Source organism: Ruegeria sp. YTSC325, assembly GCF_059609525.1.
In genome coordinates, this window is the sequence record NZ_JBXWLY010000007.1 from 168,724 (window position 1) to 187,842 (window position 19,119).

Annotated in this window: 15 protein-coding genes; 10 read left to right on the forward strand and 5 right to left on the reverse strand. The window is 57.9% G+C overall.

Features of this window, described 5'->3' with window-relative positions; all coding sequences use genetic code 11:
* Window positions 1-34: 34 nt before the first annotated feature.
* The 4 genes from hemA (at window position 35) to AC2FF7_RS12335 (ending at window position 4,555) form a co-directional block, all read left to right on the forward strand.
* Complete coding sequence (hemA, locus tag AC2FF7_RS12320; protein WP_496905711.1) at window positions 35-1,258, forward strand: 5-aminolevulinate synthase; 1,224 nt, start codon at window positions 35-37, stop codon at window positions 1,256-1,258.
* Window positions 1,259-1,385: 127 nt separating this feature from the next.
* Window positions 1,386-2,600: a helix-turn-helix domain-containing protein gene (locus AC2FF7_RS12325; protein ID WP_480865764.1), complete on the forward strand. Its 1,215-nt coding sequence runs from the start codon at window positions 1,386-1,388 to the stop codon at window positions 2,598-2,600.
* Window positions 2,601-2,671: 71 nt separating this feature from the next.
* Window positions 2,672-3,793, forward strand: coding sequence for a flavodoxin-dependent (E)-4-hydroxy-3-methylbut-2-enyl-diphosphate synthase (gene ispG, locus AC2FF7_RS12330; RefSeq protein WP_170782593.1), 1,122 nt, complete (start codon window positions 2,672-2,674; stop codon window positions 3,791-3,793).
* A 93-nt stretch (window positions 3,794-3,886) separates the two neighbouring features.
* On the forward strand, window positions 3,887-4,555 hold the full coding sequence (locus AC2FF7_RS12335; RefSeq protein ID WP_170752631.1) for a DUF1194 domain-containing protein: 669 nt from the start codon (window positions 3,887-3,889) through the stop codon (window positions 4,553-4,555).
* Between the two features lie 42 nt (window positions 4,556-4,597).
* Here the strand turns inward: AC2FF7_RS12335 and AC2FF7_RS12340 are convergent, their stop codons facing one another.
* Both AC2FF7_RS12340 and AC2FF7_RS12345 read right to left on the reverse strand, forming a co-directional pair.
* Window positions 4,598-5,356, reverse strand: coding sequence for a DsbA family protein (locus AC2FF7_RS12340; protein ID WP_496905693.1), 759 nt, complete (start codon window positions 5,354-5,356; stop codon window positions 4,598-4,600).
* Entirely contained in the window at window positions 5,353-6,735 is a 1,383-nt protein-coding gene (locus AC2FF7_RS12345; protein WP_496905694.1) for a M48 family metalloprotease, read from the reverse strand. The genes AC2FF7_RS12340 and AC2FF7_RS12345 overlap by 4 nt, the downstream gene beginning before the upstream one ends.
* On the opposite strand from AC2FF7_RS12345, the gene AC2FF7_RS12350 reads away from it, so the two are divergent.
* The 6 genes from AC2FF7_RS12350 to AC2FF7_RS12375 all read left to right on the forward strand — a co-directional run bounded on the left by AC2FF7_RS12350 (window position 6,734) and on the right by AC2FF7_RS12375 (window position 15,373).
* Window positions 6,734-7,897 carry a pyridoxal phosphate-dependent aminotransferase gene (locus AC2FF7_RS12350; RefSeq protein ID WP_496905695.1) on the forward strand — a complete coding sequence of 388 codons (1,164 nt, stop codon included), beginning with the start codon at window positions 6,734-6,736 and terminating at the stop codon, window positions 7,895-7,897. The genes AC2FF7_RS12345 and AC2FF7_RS12350 overlap by 2 nt on opposite strands.
* A gap of 66 nt (window positions 7,898-7,963) precedes the next feature.
* Complete coding sequence (locus tag AC2FF7_RS12355; RefSeq protein ID WP_496905696.1) at window positions 7,964-9,184, forward strand: N-acetylmuramoyl-L-alanine amidase; 1,221 nt, start codon at window positions 7,964-7,966, stop codon at window positions 9,182-9,184.
* 95 nt (window positions 9,185-9,279) lie between these two features.
* Window positions 9,280-11,766 carry a penicillin-binding protein 1A gene (locus AC2FF7_RS12360; protein WP_480865754.1) on the forward strand — a complete coding sequence of 829 codons (2,487 nt, stop codon included), beginning with the start codon at window positions 9,280-9,282 and terminating at the stop codon, window positions 11,764-11,766.
* 83 nt (window positions 11,767-11,849) lie between these two features.
* Window positions 11,850-12,974: a peptide chain release factor 2 gene (gene prfB, locus AC2FF7_RS12365; RefSeq protein ID WP_170752641.1), complete on the forward strand. Its 1,125-nt coding sequence runs from the start codon at window positions 11,850-11,852 to the stop codon at window positions 12,972-12,974.
* A gap of 184 nt (window positions 12,975-13,158) precedes the next feature.
* Window positions 13,159-14,556, forward strand: a complete 1,398-nt coding sequence (locus AC2FF7_RS12370; RefSeq protein ID WP_480865752.1) for an amidase — start codon at window positions 13,159-13,161, stop codon at window positions 14,554-14,556.
* 28 nt (window positions 14,557-14,584) lie between these two features.
* Window positions 14,585-15,373: a DUF2189 domain-containing protein gene (locus tag AC2FF7_RS12375; RefSeq protein WP_480865750.1), complete on the forward strand. Its 789-nt coding sequence runs from the start codon at window positions 14,585-14,587 to the stop codon at window positions 15,371-15,373.
* Window positions 15,374-15,385: 12 nt separating this feature from the next.
* Here the strand turns inward: AC2FF7_RS12375 and AC2FF7_RS12380 are convergent, their stop codons facing one another.
* From AC2FF7_RS12380 to AC2FF7_RS12390, 3 genes are all read right to left on the reverse strand, one after another.
* Entirely contained in the window at window positions 15,386-16,132 is a 747-nt protein-coding gene (locus AC2FF7_RS12380; protein ID WP_480865748.1) for a helix-turn-helix domain-containing protein, read from the reverse strand.
* Window positions 16,133-16,422: 290 nt separating this feature from the next.
* Window positions 16,423-16,983, reverse strand: coding sequence for an acetolactate synthase small subunit (gene ilvN / locus AC2FF7_RS12385; protein WP_170354480.1), 561 nt, complete (start codon window positions 16,981-16,983; stop codon window positions 16,423-16,425).
* 66 nt (window positions 16,984-17,049) lie between these two features.
* Window positions 17,050-18,801, reverse strand: coding sequence for an acetolactate synthase 3 large subunit (locus tag AC2FF7_RS12390; RefSeq protein ID WP_170774566.1), 1,752 nt, complete (start codon window positions 18,799-18,801; stop codon window positions 17,050-17,052).
* Between the last annotated feature and the right edge of the window lie 318 nt (window positions 18,802-19,119).

Sequence of the window (19,119 nt, forward strand, 5' to 3'; positions counted from 1 at the left end):
AATGTGGATTGGCTGGGCTGTTAAGGAGAAACCGGTGGACTATACTGCTCAGCTCGATACTGCGATTGCCATGCTGCACGACGAAGGACGCTACCGGACCTTCATCGACATTGAACGTCGCAATGGTCATTTCCCGCATGCGGTTCACACCCGCCCAGACGGGTCCCAGCAAAACATCACGGTGTGGTGCGGCAACGACTATCTTGGCATGGGGCAAAACCCTGTTGTCCTGAACGCCATGCACGAGGCTGTGGAGTCCGCCGGTGCCGGCTCGGGCGGTACACGCAATATTTCGGGCACAACAGTTTACCATAAACAGCTTGAGGCCGAGCTGGCCGATTTGCACGGCAAGGAAGCCGCGCTGCTGTTCACGTCTGCTTATATCGCCAACGACGCGACGCTGAGCACTTTGCCCAAACTGTTCCCCGGGCTGATTATCTATTCGGATGCTTTGAACCACGCCTCGATGATCGAAGGCGTACGCCGCAATGGTGGGGCGAAACGTATTTTCCGTCACAATGACGTTGCGCATCTGCGCGAACTGCTTGAAGCCGACGATCCTGCCGCACCCAAGCTGATCGCGTTCGAATCCGTCTATTCGATGGATGGTGACTTTGGTCCTATCGAAGAGATCTGTGATCTCGCCGATGAGTTTGGCGCTCTGACTTATATCGATGAGGTCCACGCGGTGGGCATGTATGGCCATCGGGGTGGTGGCGTGACCGAGCGGGACCGTCTGGCCCACCGGATCGACATCATCAACGGCACGCTGGCAAAAGCCTTTGGCGTCATGGGCGGCTATATCGCGGCAAGCGCGAAAATGTGTGACGCAGTGCGTTCTTACGCGCCGGGTTTCATCTTTACCACGTCTCTGCCGCCAGCCGTCGCTGCGGGTGCCGCGGCGTCGGTCGCTTATCTGAAGAATGCTCCTGAACTCCGCGAGCAGCACCAGACGCAGGCCAAAATTCTCAAGCTGCGGCTCAAGGGGTTGGGCCTGCCATTGATCGACCACGGCAGTCACATTGTCCCGGTGATTGTTGGCAACCCGGTTCACACCAAGAAGCTGAGCGATATGTTGCTGGATGACTATGGCATCTATGTCCAGCCGATCAATTTCCCGACCGTTCCACGCGGAACGGAGCGCTTGCGGTTTACGCCGTCACCTGTTCACGGACCCAATGAAATGAACAGTCTGGTTCAGGCGATGGACGAACTTTGGTCACATTGTGCGCTAAATCGCGCCGAACTCGCAGGTTAACCTCACGCCAAAGTGTGCAACGTGTTTTTCACGTGTTAGGCTTAAGCTAACAAAAGAAGTGACCGAATCGTGTAGGATTGATTCGGTTCTTGCGTGAAACACGCGTAGGCAGAATGGGGCAGCAGGGATGATTGGGCGCAGATCTCAGCGCGAATCCGAAGATGAAACCGACGTCAGGCCAAAGGGCTTTGACGATTACGAGGTGAGTCTGGGTGATCGGATGCGCGGGGAACGCGCAACGATGGGCAAGTCCCTACTGGATGTCCAACGCGAGCTGCGGATCAAAGCCAACTACATTGCAGCCATAGAAGACGCTGACCCTGACGCATTTGATACACCGGGTTTTATCGCAGGGTACGTCAGGTCTTACGCGCGTTACCTGGGTATGAACCCGGATGAAACCTTCGCCACCTTTTGTGCCGAAAGCGGGTTTGAAGTTGCCCATGGCATGTCGGCCGAAGCATCGGTTGTACGCAAACCAAATGGAGGGCTGCCCGCGCGCGGTCCCATGGGACGCGATCCCTTTACCTCTCCTAACACGCCGTTTGTTCCCGGACGTGAGTCGTTTGTCAGCCAGATCGAACCGCGTGCAATCGGGTCTTCGCTGGTTTTGCTGGCTGTAATATGTGGCATAGGATACGGCGGATGGGCGGTGCTGAACCGCATTCAGCAAGTTCAAGTCAGCCCGGTTGAGCAAGCACCTGTTGTTCTGTCCGACCTCGATCCGTTGGACGTTGCGCGCAGTGCGACACCAGACGAACAAGTGGCGGCGACCGATTTGCCAAGTGCTGAAGCTCTGGACCGGCTGTATCGTCCCCAGGCGTTGGACCTGCCGGTATTGGTGGCCCGAGACGCGCCGATTTCTACTCTGGACCCTCGCACAGTTGGAACATTCCAGCCGCCCGAGCCGCCTCAGATTGAAGTGGCCGAGGTGCACACGGTCGAACGTCCCGCTTTGCCGCAGGTTGTTGAAAAGCTGGATACGACGCTGAAGATTGTGGCCGTGAATCCTTCGTGGATGCGCGTAACTGCTGCGGATGGCAGTATCATCTTCGAAGGCACATTAGGAACGGTAGAGCAGGGCAACACTTTTGAGGTGCCTCTGACGGAAGAACCTCCGCAACTTCGGGCCGGCGCGTCGGGTTCTGTTTACTTTTCAATGAACGGTGAACATTTCGGCCCGGTAGGCGCGCCGGGAACAGTTGCTAAAGGCGTGATTCTATCCAAGGACGCTGTTGCCGAAACCTACAGTGTTGCGGATCTGGAAGCCGAGCAGAACAGCGCGCTCAAGCGCCTTGTGGCCGAGCTTCAGGCGCAGGAACCTGTTGCTGCATCTGATTGATCTAGCCATTGCGATAGTGGGGTAAGCGAACTATCTAAAGGCGCAACCTAGTCTGTCTTGGACCTGTTCCCATGTCGCTCAATCACGTTCGTCCGTGGCGCAATATCTATCGCCGCAAATCCCGTCAGATCATGGTTGGCGATGTTGCCATCGGCGGCGATGCCCCAATTGCCGTGCAGACCATGACCAACACTCTGACAACCGACGTTGCAGCAACGGTGGCGCAAGTGCAGGCCGCAGCCGAAGCAGGGGCGGATATCGTGCGGGTTTCGGTCCCGGATGAGGCGTCTTCGAAAGCGTTGAAAGAGATCGTGCGCGAAAGCCCTGTACCGATCGTGGCCGACATCCATTTCCACTATAAACGCGGGATCGAAGCGGCTGAGGCGGGCGCCGCTTGCCTGCGGATCAATCCGGGCAATATCGGCGACGAAAAGCGCGTGCAGGAGGTGATCAAGGCCGCCCGCGACCACAATTGCTCGATACGGATCGGGGTCAATGCGGGGTCGCTGGAGAAGCACCTGCTTGAGAAATACGGCGAGCCGTGCCCCGAGGCGATGGTCGAAAGCGGGCTCGAACATATCCGCATTCTGGAAGACAACGACTTTCACAACTTCAAGATCAGCGTGAAGGCCAGTGACGTGTTCCTGTCGGCGGCGGCCTATCAAGGTATTGCCGAGGCCACAGATGCCCCTATCCATCTGGGCATCACCGAGGCTGGGGGGCTGGTCAGCGGCACCATCAAATCCGCCATTGGGTTGGGCAATCTGCTGTGGATGGGGATCGGCGATACGATCCGCGTCAGCCTGTCCGCGGACCCGGTGGAAGAGGTCAAGGTGGGCTATGAGATCCTGAAATCTCTGGGCTTGCGCCATCGCGGTGTGAACATCATCTCATGCCCGTCTTGTGCGCGGCAGGGGTTCGACGTGATCAAGACGGTCGAAGCGCTGGAACAGCGGCTGGAACACATCAAGACACCCATGAGCCTGTCGATCATCGGCTGCGTCGTGAACGGCCCCGGTGAGGCGCTGATGACCGATGTTGGCTTTACCGGCGGCGGTGCGGGGTCTGGCATGGTCTATCTGGCGGGCAAAGCCAGCCACAAGATGTCGAACGATCAGATGATCGACCACATCGTTGAGCAGGTCGAAAAGAAAGCGGCTGAACTGGACGCGGCAGCTGAGGCTGCGGAATAGCGCAGCCAGGCGGTTCCAGGCAGGCCGGGGTTCTCGACAGGGTGGAGAGGTCTGTGTTGACAGGCCGCGCCGTTCTGGGGCCAAGTCGGTGCTATGAAGGCTATAATCGTCGTTGTTTTACTGATGTGGACTGCCCCCATTGGCGCGGCGCGTGCGTGTGAGTTGGCCTTGGCCTTTGCGTTGGATGTGTCGGGGAGCGTCGATGAGGCCGAACATCAGTTGCAGCGCGATGGCGTCGCCGCCGCCTTATTGGACCCTGACGTGGTAACGGCAATTTCGGCCCAACCCGGTGGCGTGGCGCTTATGGTGTATGAGTGGTCAGACTCACGCCAGCAGACGCAGATTTCGGCCTGGCGTCTGGTCACTGGGGTGGCAGGGTTAAAATCGATTGCCGCCGAAGTGCTGGCGGCCCCTCGAAGTGCAACGGGTGGAACCGGCATCGGCCCGGCGGTGGCGTTCGGAGCGTTGATGTTCGACTATGGGCCCGATTGCCGTCGGCGCGTCATTGATGTGTCGGGGGACGGCAAACACAACAACGGCTTTCGTCCCCATGTCGCGCGCGAAATGCAGGTGATGCAAGATGTCACCGTGAACGCACTGGTGATCGAAGGGGCCGAGCCCGAAGTGCTGGCCTATTACCTCGATCACGTCATTTCAGGGCACGGTGCGTTTGTGGAAATCGCCGCTGGGTATGAGAACTATGCTGCAGCGCTTCGGCGTAAATTGCTGCGTGAAATTCCGATGGCTGTGGCCGATCGGTAAGAGATAGGGCGGCGCACAAATGCGCACCGCCTGCGTTCAAACTTAACCCTGTTCGGCCCGCACGGCGTCTGCGATCTGCAGCATCTGATCGGCAGTCAGATAGCCGCGCAGCATTTCGGAGCCCAAAACGAAAGAGGGCGTACCCGAAATCTGCATCCGACGCGCCAATTCACGGGTCTGATTGATCTCGTCGGTTACACGATCGCTGTCCATCGCCTCCATGATTGCATCGCTGTCCAGCCCAAGGCCATCTGACAGGCGGCGCAGGGTGACTTCGTTGGGCTCTCCGCCAAATTCCATCAAGGCGTCGTGGACTTGTTTATAGGCGTCGTCGCCAGCTACGTGTTTTGTCGCCACGGCAAAGCGGGACGAGACGACGGACGCGTCGCCGAGGATCGGAAACTCTTTGATGACAAACCGGATGTTGCCATCCTCGGCCAGCAATCCGGCCACTTCAGGCACGGCTCGACGGCAATAGCCGCACCGATAGTCCATGAACTCGACAAGGGTGATATCGCCGTCCGGGTTTCCGCCAACCCAGCTATAGCCGTCGTTGAACAACTCATCTGCATTGACGGCCACCAGTTCCTTGTCGGCAGCGGCCTCGGCAACGGCGTTGCGTTGTTCAAGCACGTTTATGGCTTCGATGATCACTTCGGGGTTTTCCAGAAGATATTCCCGAATCTGAGCGCCGAACTGCTCTTTCTCGGCATCGCTCATGGCGTTCAGGTCCAGCGCTTGTGCGGGACCGGTGATCAGGGAAAGACCCAGAAGGGCCGGTGCAGCATGTCTGAGGATCATTTCCGTTTCCTTTTCTTTTTTTCTGCTTGTTCCGAGGCAATCAGCACATCCTGTGCGCGTTGCCAACCAGGGGATCCCTCGGGCAATTGCCCGACGGCGCGTCTTGCGTGAATACCTGCATCTGCCAGCTGGCCTTGCAAGGCAAATCGTTCGGCGGTGACTGTAGATGCCATGCCGGTATTGCCGGTTTGTGAATAGGCAACGCCCAGATCGCGTAGTAGGCGCGCGTTCTTGAAGTCCCTTGCCCGTGCCTTTTCAAGCACTTGCAGGGCGTTCTTCGTTTCACCATGCGCCAAGAGGGCGCGACCGTATCCTGCCAGAATTAAAGGATCATTGGGCGTCATCTCGACCGCGTGGCGGTATGCGGCGACAGCTGCCTCCACTTGCCGATTTTCAAGCAGGATCTGCCCTTTCAATTCGTAGTAAAACGGATCGTCAGGACGGACAGCCAGTGCTGCGTTTATTGCAGCACGCGCGTTATTCAGGTCCCGGTTCTGGTGATAGGCGGCGGCCTCGCGCATCAGGCGAATGTCCTGAGCGGATTCCTCTTTGGCGCGGCGCATTGTCCAGCTTGGGGATCTGAGAAAGGCGGATAGTTTGCCTTTAACACGGGCAAACCAATATTTGGCGTTCTGATCTGGAAGCGCACTATCCCCGAACGCGTCCAAAAAGGTTTGTGCGGCCCGCAAGCGTTCGCGGCTTGTGGGATGCGAACGCATATAAGGGTCCTGGTTGATCTCGCTCAGCAACTCCTGCCCTGCGAATTTCTGGTGTAGAGCAACCATGCCGCTGGGTGAAATGCCAGCCCATCTGAGGTAACTGGCGGCGCTTTGGTCGGCCGAGGATTCTTCGGCCCGCGTGTGCCCTAGAAAGCTGCGCAAGGCTGAACCTGATGTGCCCGCGGCGATACCGGCCGCAGCCTCGCCGCCGCCTGCAGCTGCGACAACCAGTGCAAGGGCTGTTCCCAATTGCGAATTGCGTTGTGCGGCCTTTAGGTTTTCGACACGGCGCGCCAGATGGCCATTGGCGATATGCGCGGCTTCGTGGGCGATCACGGCCTGCAGCATCTCGGGGGACTCGACGTTCAGGATCAGGCCGTAGTTCAGATATATGGTATTGTAATCAATGACAAAGGCGTTGAACGTGCTGTCATTCACCACCAGAATTTGAACTCTGTTGGTATTCAAGCCCGCAGCACGCAGCACGGGAAACGCCAACTCTCGCAGGCCATATTCGATGTCCGGGTCGCGGATCAGGCTTTGCGCGGCGGATTGAACAACTGTCGCGGCCCATGTCGCTACAAGCAGCAACAGGGCCGGGATTGACGCCAGCCTGGATACACGTTCAAAAGCCATGTCAGTAACATGGGAGATGGGCATGCGAAACTCAACCCGGTCCGGGGTCGATCCGTTTATTGTGATGGACGTGATGGAGGCCGCGCGCAAAGCGGAAGAAGCCGGGCGCACCATCATCCACATGGAGGTCGGCCAGCCTGGCACCGGCGCCCCCACGGGGGCGACAGCCGCGTTGACCCAAGCGATGCAGCATGAGCCGCTGGGCTACACTGTCGCGCTGGGTATGCCTGCGCTGCGTCAACGCATCGCTCGGATGTATGGTGAATGGTATGATGTCGACCTCAACCCTGATCGGGTGGTGGTCACACCCGGATCGTCAGGGGGGTTTTTATTGGCGTTCACCGCGCTTTTCGACAGCGGAGACCGGGTTGGAATCGGCGCACCGGGCTATCCATCTTACAGGCAGATTTTGAAGGCTTTGGGGCTGGTGCCGGTCGACCTGCCCACTGCACCGGAAAATCGGCTGCAGCCCGTACCGGCGGATTTTGCAGGGCTGGACCTGCAAGGGTTGATGGTGGCGTCTCCGGCAAATCCCACCGGGACAATGCTGGATCGCACGGCAATGGGCGCGCTGATCGAGGCGGCGCAGGGGCAGGGGGCCTCGTTCATCAGTGACGAGATTTACCACGGGCTGGAATACGAGGCCAAGGCTGTCACTGCGCTGGAGCTGACGGATGAGTGCTATGTGATCAATTCCTTCTCAAAATATTTCTCGATGACAGGTTGGCGCGTCGGTTGGATGGTAGTGCCCGAAGATCAGGTGCGAGTGGTCGAACGGATTGCCCAGAACATGTTTATCTGTGCTCCGCATGCCAGTCAGGTGGCGGCGCTGGCCGCGATGGATTGCGACGAGGAATTGCAAGCCAATCTGGATGTATACCGCAGAAATCGCGCGTTGATGCTGGAAGGGTTACCCAAGGCAGGGTTTACAAATATCGCGCCTCCTGACGGGGCATTCTATGTTTATGCAGATGTCTCTGAACTAACCAATGACAGCCAAGCCTTCGCCGCCGAGATTCTGGACAAGGCTGGTGTCGCCGTGACCCCGGGCTTGGATTTTGACCCTCAGCGGGGCCACACGACTTTGAGGTTCTCGTATGCGCGGTCAAGCGATGATATCGCCGAAGGCCTAAGCCGACTTGCGCGCTTCATGACCGAGCGGGGATTGTCCAAGGCCAAAGCCTAAGGCGTTCACAAGTGGGCGTAGGTCGGTTAGTCTTGTGCGCAAACGATCTTGGGAAAACTCGAGGCCATGAGCAGGATATTTTTTGCCATAGCGCTCATCTGCGCGCTTGCAGGTTCAGCCTTTGCGCATGATTTCAGCGCATTGGCCCGGATTGAACCTGCAAACAGCCATGTCCAAAATGATGGGCAGGCTGGGGTTCGTGTACAGCTTGGTCTCAGCCAGGGTGTGCCGTATCGGGTGTTCACTCTGGAAAACCCCTATCGCGTCGTCCTTGATTTCAAAGAGGTCGATTGGACCGGGCTTGAGAGCGACAGCCTTCTGCAGGCGGATCGCGTGACGTCTGTGCAATTCGGGGCCTATGTGCCGGGGTGGTCTCGGATGGTGCTGGAGCTTGGCGCGCCAATGGTCGTCGATACGGCGGGCCTGCGGATTGATTCCGCGTCCGGAGCCGCTGAGTTATCTTTGCGCCTTAAGCGATCGACTGCGGAAACCTTTGCCATCAGTGCCGGCGCACCGCGACAACCGGGATGGGATCTGCCGGAAGCCGCTGATTTACCCGACGCTCACCCCAATGACGGTCCGCGTCCGCTGCGTGTCATGTTGGACCCCGGACATGGCGGTATTGATCCGGGGGCCGAGGTTCAGGGCGTGAACGAAAAGTCCCTCATACTGACTTTTGCCCGCGAACTGCGCGAGCTTTTGCTGCGTCAAGGCGGGTATGAGGTGATCCTGACGCGGACAGACGACCATTTCGTGTCGCTCGAGCGGCGCATTGCGCTTGCGCACAGGGCGGGGGCGGATGTGTTCATCTCGCTGCACGCGGATATCCTGTCAGAAGGCCGCGCACATGGTGCCGTTGTTTATACCTTGTCCCAAGACGCCTCGGATGTGGCCAGTCACAAACTGGCCGAACGGCACGATCGTGCCGACCTGATCTCGGGTATTGATCTGAGTGGTGCGGACGATCAGGTGGCGGATGTTTTGCTGGATTTAGCGCGTCAGGAAACCCGTCCACGCACAGATGCGTTGGCGGGGGCTTTGGCCAACGGAATGGCTCAGCAAGGCGGACCGATGAACAGCCATCCAATCAGAACAGCGTCGTTTTCAGTGCTTAAGGCGGCCGATATCCCTTCGGTTCTGATCGAACTGGGCTTTCTGTCCAGTCCCAGAGACCTGAAAAACATAGTAGATCCCGAATGGCGCATGGGCATGGCGCGGGGGATCCGTGACGGGCTAGAGGATTGGCGTCAGCAGGATGTGATCCGGCGGTCCCTGATTGGTCAGTGACCCTACGGCGTAATCCGGCTAATATGGGCCATCGTGTTTTGACCCAGAGCATGCGCGCCCTTATATAGACCGCACCGCGAGCAAAAGGCAGTGACGTGATCCGTTTCATATTTTCAATCTTCGGGGCGATCTTCAGCCTCGTGACCCTTGGTGTTTTCATGGCCGCGCTGGTGATTGGCGCGATCTTCTGGATGTATGGGCGCGACCTGCCCAGCCATGAATCGCTGGCGCAGTACAAACCGCCCACGATCAGTCGGATCTATTCGGGCGAAGGCCATTTGATCGACGAATTCGCGCAAGAACGCCGCTTGTTCACGCCGTCCGAGGAAATTCCCGATCTGGTCAAACAGGCGTTTATCTCGGCCGAGGATAAGAACTTCTACACGCATCAGGGCTATGATCCGCGCGGTATCATTGCTGCGGGTGTTGAGGCGGTGAAGTCCAAGGGCGAAAACGTGCGTGGTGCGTCCACGATCACGCAGCAGGTGATGAAGAACTTCCTGCTGTCCGGCGACCGCCGCGCAGAGCGTAAGATCAAGGAAATCATCCTCGCCACCCGGCTTGAGGATACATTGGACAAGGAACAGATTCTCGAACTCTATATGAATGAGATCTTTCTGGGCCAGAACTCGTATGGTGTAACCGCCGCTGCCCAGACCTATTTTAACAAGACGTTGCAGGAACTGGCCCCGCATGAGGCTGCGACTTTGGCCGCGATGCCCAAAGCGCCCTCGGATTACCACCCGGTCCGTCAGAAAGACCGCCTGCTGGCGCGCCGCGACTATGTTCTGCGCGAGATGAACCAGAACGGCTATATCGACAAAGCCACCTATGAGGCCGAGGTCGCGCAACCGTTGCGTTCGGTCCAGAACGGCGATTTCGAAAGCTTCCGTACCGCGTTGCCGCCGCGTGACTATTTCACCGACGAAATCCGCCGTCAGCTGAGCGAGGATTTCGGAGAGGGTGAGTTCTTTACCGGCGGCTTCACCGTCCGAGCCTCGGTGGACGAGGAAATGCAGGTCGAGGCCGCCAAGGCTTTGCGCACAGCGCTGCAGAAATACGACCGGTCGCGCGGGAAATGGCGCGGCACAGGTCAGGTGATCGCCGAAGATGCCCTGTCGAATGAGGCGCAATGGCGCGAGGCGCTGGCCACAATGGAAATCCCCCGCGATGTAGAACTACCGACGCAATGGTATCCGGCCGTTGTGCTGAACGTGGCCGAGCAAGCTCTGACCGTAGGAATTGAAGACGGCCCGGCAGACGGCACGGTTCCACGTTCGGATATTCAATGGATGCAGGGCAACTTCTTTGACAATTTCAAGCGCGGCGACGTCATTTTGGTGATGGCCGGCGAGGAAGGACAGTGGTCCGCCCGACAAGTGCCCGAAGTACAAGGTGGCTTTGTTGCCATGGACGTGAACTCGGGCCGCGTTTTGGCCATGCAGGGCGGGTTCTCGTATCAGGATTCGGTTTTCAACCGCGCCACGCAGGCGCAACGACAGCCGGGTTCCAGCTTTAAGCCGTTCGTCTACGCTGCCGCGCTGGACAGTGGCTATAGCCCTGCAACTATCGTTGTGGACGCCCCGATCGAGGTGAACACACCCCAAGGTCTGTGGCGGCCCAAGAACTCGTCGAATAAATTCTATGGCCCGACGCCCTTGCGGACCGGGATTGAACAGTCGCGGAACCTGATGACCATCCGTTTGGCGCAAGAAGTCACGATGCCCGTGGTTGCGGGCTATGCCGAACGGTTTGGAGTTTATGACCGGATGGGCGCATTCCTTGCGAACTCGCTGGGGTCAGAGGAGACGACGCTTTATAAAATGGTCGCCGCCTACGCGATGTTTGCGAATGGTGGTGAGCGGGTCGAGCCCACTCTGGTCGATCGCATTCAGGATCGGTTCGGCAAGACGATCTATCGCCATGACGACCGGCAGTGTCTGGATTGCAACTCGGCATGGTTGGAGCCTGACGAGTCGCCCACCATCGAGACCGACCGCTGGCAGGTCATGGACGCCATCACCGCGTATCAGCTGACGTCGATGATGAAAGGTGTTGTGGATCGTGGGACTGCATCTGCTCATGTAAACCTGCCAGTGCCAACGGCTGGCAAGACCGGTACGACCAACGAATCCAAGGATGCATGGTTTATTGGTTTCACCTCGAACATCGTGGCCGGGTGCTACATTGGGTATGACCGCCCGCGTCCGATGGGTAGAGGTGCCTATGGGGGCACAATGTGCGGCCCGGTGTTCCAGAGTTTCATGGAACATGCCACCGAGAAGTATGGCGGCGGTCCGTTCGAAGTGCCCGAGGGTGGCCATTTCATCAAAATCGACCGCTTCAGCGGCGCGCGTCTGCCTGCGGACGCAACCGGTGATTATGTCGTCGCCGAGTATTTCCGCGATGGAGTGGATGGCTTTATCGACCGGGTTTACGATGGTGGGTTTGCGATGGGCTCGGACCTGCCTTTGTTTGAAGAGGCCAGCTCGGGCCGACAGGTGACGACGTCGACCGGTGATACGATCACTGTTGGCCCCAACGCCAGCCAGGGCGATCTGCAGGGCGGCGGGCTTTACTGAAATCTTTAAGGGCCGCTCTGTCTTGTAGCGGTCCCATGCTCTTGCTATCACGCAGCACTGATCAAGCAAGTTGGGACGTAACCATGCGCGCCGAAACCCAGAATATCGTGGCGGAAATCGAAAAGTCGCTGGAGCTGCTGGCGCAGCGTATGGACTATGAAACCGCACCTCATCGTCTTGAGGAATTCAACGCGCGTGTTGAGGACCCCAACCTATGGGACAACCCCGAAAACGCACAGAAGCTAATGCGCGAGCGGCAGATGCTGGTCGATGCCATCGAAACCTATGAAACCATCAAGACCGATCTCAGCGACAATATTGAGCTGATCGAGTTGGGCGAAATGGAAGAGGATGACGAGGTCGTCGCCGACGCCGAGGGGGCGATCAAGGCGCTTGGCGAAAAAGCCGCCAAGAAAGAGCTTGAGGCGCTGCTGGACGGCGAGGCCGACAGCAACGACACGTTCCTCGAAATCAACTCGGGCGCGGGGGGGACGGAAAGCTGCGACTGGGCCTCGATGCTGGCGCGGATGTATGTCCGCTGGGCCGAGAAAAAGGGCTATACGGTTGAACTGCAGTCCGAGACCGCAGGTGAAGAGGCCGGGATCAAATCGGCGGCCTACAAGATTTCCGGTCACAATGCGTATGGCTGGTTGAAGTCGGAAAGCGGTGTGCACCGTTTGGTGCGAATTTCGCCCTACGACTCGGCGGCCAAGCGGCATACATCGTTCAGTTCGGTCTGGGTCTATCCCGTGGTTGATGACAATATCGAGATTGAGGTGAATCCGGCGGATATTCGGATTGATACCTATCGGTCGTCAGGTGCGGGTGGTCAGCACGTGAACACCACGGACTCGGCGGTGCGGATCACGCACATTCCCACCGGTATCGTTGTGACCAGTTCCGAAAAGTCGCAGCACCAGAACCGCGATATCGCCATGAAAGCGCTGAAGTCGCGTCTGTATCAGCAAGAGCTGGACCGCCGGAACGCCGATATCAACGCCGCCCATGAAGCCAAAGGTGATGCGGGCTGGGGTAACCAGATCCGGTCTTACGTGTTGCAGCCTTACCAGATGGTAAAGGACCTGCGGACCAACCATGAAACCTCGGACACAAAGGGTGTGTTGGATGGGGATCTGGATGGGTTCATGGCGGCAACTTTGGCGCTGGATGTGGCTGGTAAGTCCCGGTCCGAGGCGCAGGGCGACTAAGCCGGGCAGGGGGCTCTGCCCCCGCCGCGCGGTGCGCGACTCCCCCGAGATATTTTTGGCCAGATGAAGTCGATCCCCGTGTAGTTGCTGCTGGAAAAGATACATCTAAACAGTGGGTTTAAATGGGGATAAGCCCCGGATAGGCTGATCGAGTCAGTGTGACCTGTCAGCCGAAGAGATCCGAATGAACCTAAGCCAGATTACCGCAACCGCGTTGGTGACCGAATTGTCCGAGGGGCGGGTCTCTGCGTCTGAAGTGATGCGTGCCACGTTGGACCGCATAGCAGCGGTGAATGGCGATTTAAACGCCATAGTTGGATTGCGGGACCAGGGCGATCTGTTGGCAGAGGCGGCTGAGCTGGACAAAGGGGCGAAGCGGGGTCCTCTGCATGGGGTTCCGATCGCGGTCAAGGACTTGGTCAATGTGGCCGGGGTTGTGTCGACCCAAGGGTCGCCGTTGTTTCGCGATCATATCCCTCAGAAGGATGACATGATCGCTGCCCGGATGCGGGCGGCCGGAGCGATTTTGATCGGAAAGACCAACACGCCCGAATTCGGATTGGGGTCACACACGTTCAACCCCGTTTATGGCGCCACGCGCAACCCGTATGATTCATCACGAACTTGCGGTGGATCTTCTGGTGGCGCGGCGGTTGCTTTGGCGTCCGGTATGGTGGCGCTGGCGGATGGCTCGGACATGATGGGTAGTTTGCGAAATCCCGCCGCGTGGAACAATGTCTACGGGTTTAGACCAAGCTGGGGGAGGGTTCCGTCCGAACCAGTCGGAGACGCGTTTCTGCATCAGCTTTCGACCCTCGGCCCGATGGCGCGTTGCCCCGAAGATTTGGGCCTGCTTTTGGATGTAATATCCGAGCGTGACGCGCGACAGCCCTACAGTGTGAAACCTGAGCCCGTTGGGCCGGTTCAGGCACAAGACCTGACAGGGGTTCGTATCGGTTGGCTTGGCGATTGGGGCGGAGCCTATCCGTTCGAAGACGGGATAACGGACCTGTGTCGGGATGCAGTGTCCGTTCTTGCCGGGTTGGGGGCACAGGTCGATGAAGTCGTGCCTGATTTCGAAGCCGAGCGTCTGTGGGAAAGCTGGACGGTGCTTAGATCATGGAGCATAGCCGCCGGCCTTGCCCCTCTGACCGAGCATAGATCAATGTTGAAAGACACGGCGCAATGGGAACTGGATCGGGGGCTTGCCTTGACCGCAATGCAGGTTCACCGCGCCAGTGAGATGCGTTCAGAATGGTTCCGGCACGCTCTTGGAATGTTCAACACCTATGACGCGCTGATCCTGCCATCAGCGCAAGTCTGGCCTTTCGAGATCGAAACGTCGTATCCGACTGAGATCGCTGGCACCAAAATGGATACTTACCACCGTTGGATGGAAGTTGTTCTGCCAGTGAGCCTGATTGGCTTGCCGTGCCTGTCAGTGCCGGCGGGGTTTGGCCCAGAAGGCGTGCCGATGGGGATGCAGATTTTCGGTCCGCGCGGCACGGACGCAAAGCTTTTGTCAATCGGGGCTGCCTATCATGCGGCGACTGAGTGGCCACAAAAAAGACCCGCCAGCTAATAAGCGACAAAGGGAGGAGGGAGACAGAATGGAGAAGCCTTTCGGAGTTCCGAAAATGGGGCCGGTTACGACAGACATGTTGCGTGAAGCCTTGAGCCGGGCTTGGGCGGATTTTCGACGTGCGCCGGTCTATGGCCTTGTGTTCGCAGGCTTCTACGTCCTCGCAGGCTGGGCAATGGCGTGGGTCACGGTACAAACTCAGACCTCGTATTGGCTGGTACTGGCCGCGATCGGATTCCCACTATTGGGGCCCTTTGCAGCAGTCGGGCTTTATGAAGTCTCTCACCGGTTGGAGTTGGGGGAGCCACTTGATTATGCTTCTATTTTCGGCGTTGTGGCGCAACAGGGCCGACGTCAGCTGCCTTCAATTTGTGCGATCATCGTGGTCATGTTCCTGTTCTGGTTCTTCCTTGGCCACATGATTTTTGCACTGTTCATGGGACTGTCGACCATGACCAACGTTTCTACCTCTCTTGAGGTTTTTCTGACTGTAAATGGCCTGACGATGCTGGCGGTCGGAACTTTGGTCGGAGCGGTTTTTGCCACCCTTCTTTACATGATCACTGTACTGTCCATCCCAATGTTGCTGGATCGGGAATTGGATTTCGTGACAGCGATGATCGCCAGCTACAGCTATGTTAGTGCGAACCTGACGGTGATGCTGGGTTGGGGCGTGTTCGTCGCCGTGCTGACGTTTCTTGCCATGATCCCATGGTTTCTTGGACTGCTGATCATCTTGCCGCTGCTTGGACATGCGAGCTGGCACTTGTATCGGCAGATCACACAAGCCGAATCCGCTGCTGCAGAGCCAAGTTAATCCACGTTTATTCTAAGCGTTCAAGGCCATGGTATGCGCACGTCGGGCGGTGCGGGCCGCGCTTATGGCTGCGGATGGTTGTGTACCAAGGTAACGCAAATTCAAGCGACGCATGGTTGTCTCGTTGGCCGTGGTTTTGGACAAGCAAATCGCAACACCTCGCCAGGTGTCCGGCTGATCTCCTCCACAGCGAGTCATCAGGTAAATTTTGCTGTTTTGCGCCGTACGGTTCGACATCAATATGTAGACTTGGCTTCCTGCGCAGGCGGCAATGCCCTGAACTTCGCGCAACTCAGGCGAGGTCGCCTCGCTGGCCGTCGGCGGTTCGTAGCTGCGGATCATGGTGCATTGCGGCAGGCGTCGCGCATGGATCACGCGGTACCGTGTCGCTTGCGCCCCGTCCAGAGCGGTTTCCGAGACATAATAAAAACCAGCGGGCAGAAGGTCCTCGGTCAGAGTGCCGGGCCCGGAACCCAGAAATTCTGTCAGAGCAGTTGCAGCAGGATGAGGTGTAGGTAGATCGATTTCGTTAAGGGGTCGTAGAAGAATACGTGCGTCCACGTCGAAAAAACAGCAAATACGATTAAGCACGTCGGGCCGGGGAAAGCTCTCTCCGCCAAGGTACCGGTTGAACTGAGTGCGGTTGATCCCAAGCTGACGGCACAGTTCAGAAATCGAGGGGTAGTCCGATGCTAGCAGTCGAAGATTATCACCGAACATCTTGCGCAGCTCAGCCGGGCTGCGGGTTTCGTTGGTCATTTCTGTCCCGGTCTTATTATGTGTTGCCGTGTTCACCCTGTTTGTCCGAGCAATAGACCGGACAATCGCGCTTCAATCGTACTGAGGACCCTGACCAGCGCATCCCAACGCCACGTCACAAGACGAGGCTAACGTCCTGATGCGTAAAAGCAATAGTCTTTTAAGTATATTGTATGGAATTTTTGGTGTTTTGGCTCGTTTTAGGCAACACATTGCTAAAACGCGTGTGGCCGCTATCAAACCCGAGTTGACCCGTCCGCTACGTAAGCGCAGTGGACGGGACAGAATACTCAGTCGCCGCGCAGCAGTGCGGCGACACCTGTGCGGGCGATCTCGATCAAACCCAACGGGCGCATCAGGTCGGCAAAGGCGTCGATCTTGTCCGGCGCACCGGTGATCTCAAAGATGAATGAATTCAAGGTGCTGTCGACCACATTGGCACGGAAAATATCTGCCAGACGCAGCGCTTCGACCCGCTTGTCGCCTTCGCCGACGACTTTAATGATCGCCAGTTCCCGCTCGACCGATGGGCCCTCGACCGTCAGGTCATGTACCTCATGCACGGGCACGATGCGGCCCAGCTGCGCCTTGATCTGTTCGATCACCTGCGGGGTTCCGGTTGTGACGATGGTGATACGGCTCAGGTGACCAGTGTGGTCCACCTCGGCCACTGTCAGGCTTTCGATGTTGTAGCCACGACCCGAAAACAGCCCGATCACGCGGGCTAGAACGCCCGGTTCGTTTTCGACCAGAACCGCGATTGTATGACGTTCCTGTACGTCCGAGAAGGTCGGCCGTAGGTTATAAGCGGAATGGCGGGTAGAGCCTTTTTTGATATGTAGGGCAGACATTTACGTCCCTTTCATCATCTTGCGAAAACCGGGCGTTGGGCGCCCGGTCAATTCCGACGAATGTTGTTAAACCAGAACCGAACCTTTGGAGTCGATCACGCCCTGCGTCTCGGCCTCGCCCAGAAGCATCTCGTTATGGGCTTTGCCCGACGGGATCATGGGGAAGCAGTTCTCGTGCTTTTCAACAAGGCAGTCAAAGATCACCGGGCCGTCATAGTTGATCATCTCCATGATCGCGTCATCCAAATCGGCCGGGTCGGAACACAAAATGCCCTTGGCCCCGAAGGCCTCAGCCAGTTTGACGAAGTCGGGCAGGGCCTCGGACCACGAATGCGAGTACCGCTCGCCATGCAGCAATTCCTGCCACTGGCGTACCATGCCCAGACGCTCGTTGTTCAGGATGAACTGTTTCACGGGCAGGCGGTACTGAACGGCGGTGCCCATTTCCTGCATGTTCATCAGCCAAGAGGCTTCACCCGCGACATTGATTACCAGCGCGTCGGGATGCGCCATCTGCACACCGATCGAGGCCGGAGTGCCATAGCCCATGGTGCCCAGACCACCGGATGTCATCCAGCGGTTGGGGTCTTCGAACCCAAGATATTGTGCTGCCCACATCTGGTGCTGGCCGACCTCGGTGGTGATATAACGGTCGTGGTTTTTGGTCAGCTCTTCAAGACGTTGCAGCGCGTATTGCGGTTTGATCGTCTTTTCGCTGTTGGTATAGGCCAGGCAGTTGACCTTGCGCCAATCCGCGATCTGCGACTGCCATTGTTTAACCGCCGCTGCGTCGGTTTTACGCCCACGTGCTTTCCAGACCTTGAGGATATCTTCCAGCACATGTGCCACGTCCCCGACAATCGGGATATCGACGCGGATCACCTTGTTGATGGACGACGGATCAATGTCGATATGCGCCTTTTTCGAGTTCGGCGAGAACGCATCAATGCGCCCGGTGATCCGGTCATCGAAACGTGCGCCGATGTTGATCATCAGGTCGCAGTCATGCATCGCCAGATTGGCCTCATAAAGACCATGCATTCCCAGCATGCCCAACCAGTTCTCGCCCGACGCCGGATAGGCCCCCAGTCCCATCAGGGTCGAGGTGATCGGAAAGCCGGTTGCATCCACCAGCTCGCGCAGCAACTGGCTGGCCGCGGGGCCCGAGTTGATCACGCCACCACCCGTGTAGAAGACAGGTTTTTTCGCCGTCTCAATCGCGGCAACCAGTTCGGTGATCTCTTCGAGATCGCCTTTCAAAACTGGCTGGTAATGTGAGGTCGAAGGTTTCGGGCCGGTATAGTCGCCCGAGGCGAACTGCACGTCCTTAGGAATGTCGATCAGCACAGGACCAGGGCGGCCAGAGGTGGCGACGTGGAAAGCCTCGTGCATGGTCTCAGAAAGCGAATCCGTATCCTTCACCAGCCAGTTGTGCTTGGTGCAGGGGCGGGTGATGCCAACGGTGTCAGCCTCTTGAAACGCGTCCGAGCCGATCATGAAGGTCGGAACCTGACCGGTCAGAACCACGATCGGGATCGAATCCAGCAACGCGTCGGTCAGGCCGGTCACCGCGTTGGTGGCACCGGGGCCGGATGTCACAAGCGCAACGCCGGGCTTGCCGGTCGACCGCGCATAGCCTTCGGCGGCGTGCACGGCCCCCTGTTCGTGACGCACCAGAATGTGACGAATGTCGTTTTGCAGAAAAATCTCATCATAGATCGGTAGCACGGCGCCGCCGGGGTATCCGAATACCGTGTCCACGCCCTGATCCTTGAGGGCCTGAACCACCATCTTTGCGCCGGTCATCTCACGTGTCATCTGCTTTGCTCCGTTCGCGACATGTGTCTTGCGTGTTGCCAAAAAAAAGCCCCCGAGATTTTCGGAGGCGCATGGGTTGGATTATGGTTTACCGTCACCGGCCCATGCGCGTGTTTCCTACGATTACGACTAGCGCTTTCATCGCCAGAGGCTCCTTTTTTGCGTGCAGGGACATTATGGGCGGCGCGACGGGGCGTCAACAGGCAATCGCACCAATTTTCTATCTCAGGCAGTGAATTTTGCGACATTTTATTGCGCAGATTGCCGCATGCCTGGAATTTTTGCGAAATAGGGGTGCTGATTCCCTGCATTCGCCTG

Bases quoted from the DNA above. Each gene is read 5' to 3' on its own strand.
- AC2FF7_RS12325 (WP_480865764.1), top strand. From the start codon at position 1,386: ATGATTGGGCGCAGATCTCAGCGCGAATCCGAAGATGAAACCGACGTC.
- ispG (WP_170782593.1), top strand. From the start codon at position 2,672: ATGTCGCTCAATCACGTTCGTCCGTGGCGCAATATCTATCGCCGCAAA.
- AC2FF7_RS12335 (WP_170752631.1), top strand. From the start codon at position 3,887: ATGAAGGCTATAATCGTCGTTGTTTTACTGATGTGGACTGCCCCCATT.
- AC2FF7_RS12340 (WP_496905693.1), bottom strand. From the start codon at position 5,356: ATGATCCTCAGACATGCTGCACCGGCCCTTCTGGGTCTTTCCCTGATC.
- AC2FF7_RS12350 (WP_496905695.1), top strand. From the start codon at position 6,734: ATGCGAAACTCAACCCGGTCCGGGGTCGATCCGTTTATTGTGATGGAC.
- AC2FF7_RS12345 (WP_496905694.1), bottom strand. From the start codon at position 6,735: ATGCCCATCTCCCATGTTACTGACATGGCTTTTGAACGTGTATCCAGG.
- AC2FF7_RS12355 (WP_496905696.1), top strand. From the start codon at position 7,964: ATGAGCAGGATATTTTTTGCCATAGCGCTCATCTGCGCGCTTGCAGGT.
- prfB (WP_170752641.1), top strand. From the start codon at position 11,850: ATGCGCGCCGAAACCCAGAATATCGTGGCGGAAATCGAAAAGTCGCTG.
- AC2FF7_RS12370 (WP_480865752.1), top strand. From the start codon at position 13,159: ATGAACCTAAGCCAGATTACCGCAACCGCGTTGGTGACCGAATTGTCC.
- AC2FF7_RS12375 (WP_480865750.1), top strand. From the start codon at position 14,585: ATGGAGAAGCCTTTCGGAGTTCCGAAAATGGGGCCGGTTACGACAGAC.
- AC2FF7_RS12380 (WP_480865748.1), bottom strand. From the start codon at position 16,132: ATGACCAACGAAACCCGCAGCCCGGCTGAGCTGCGCAAGATGTTCGGT.
- ilvN (WP_170354480.1), bottom strand. From the start codon at position 16,983: ATGTCTGCCCTACATATCAAAAAAGGCTCTACCCGCCATTCCGCTTAT.
- AC2FF7_RS12390 (WP_170774566.1), bottom strand. From the start codon at position 18,801: ATGACACGTGAGATGACCGGCGCAAAGATGGTGGTTCAGGCCCTCAAG.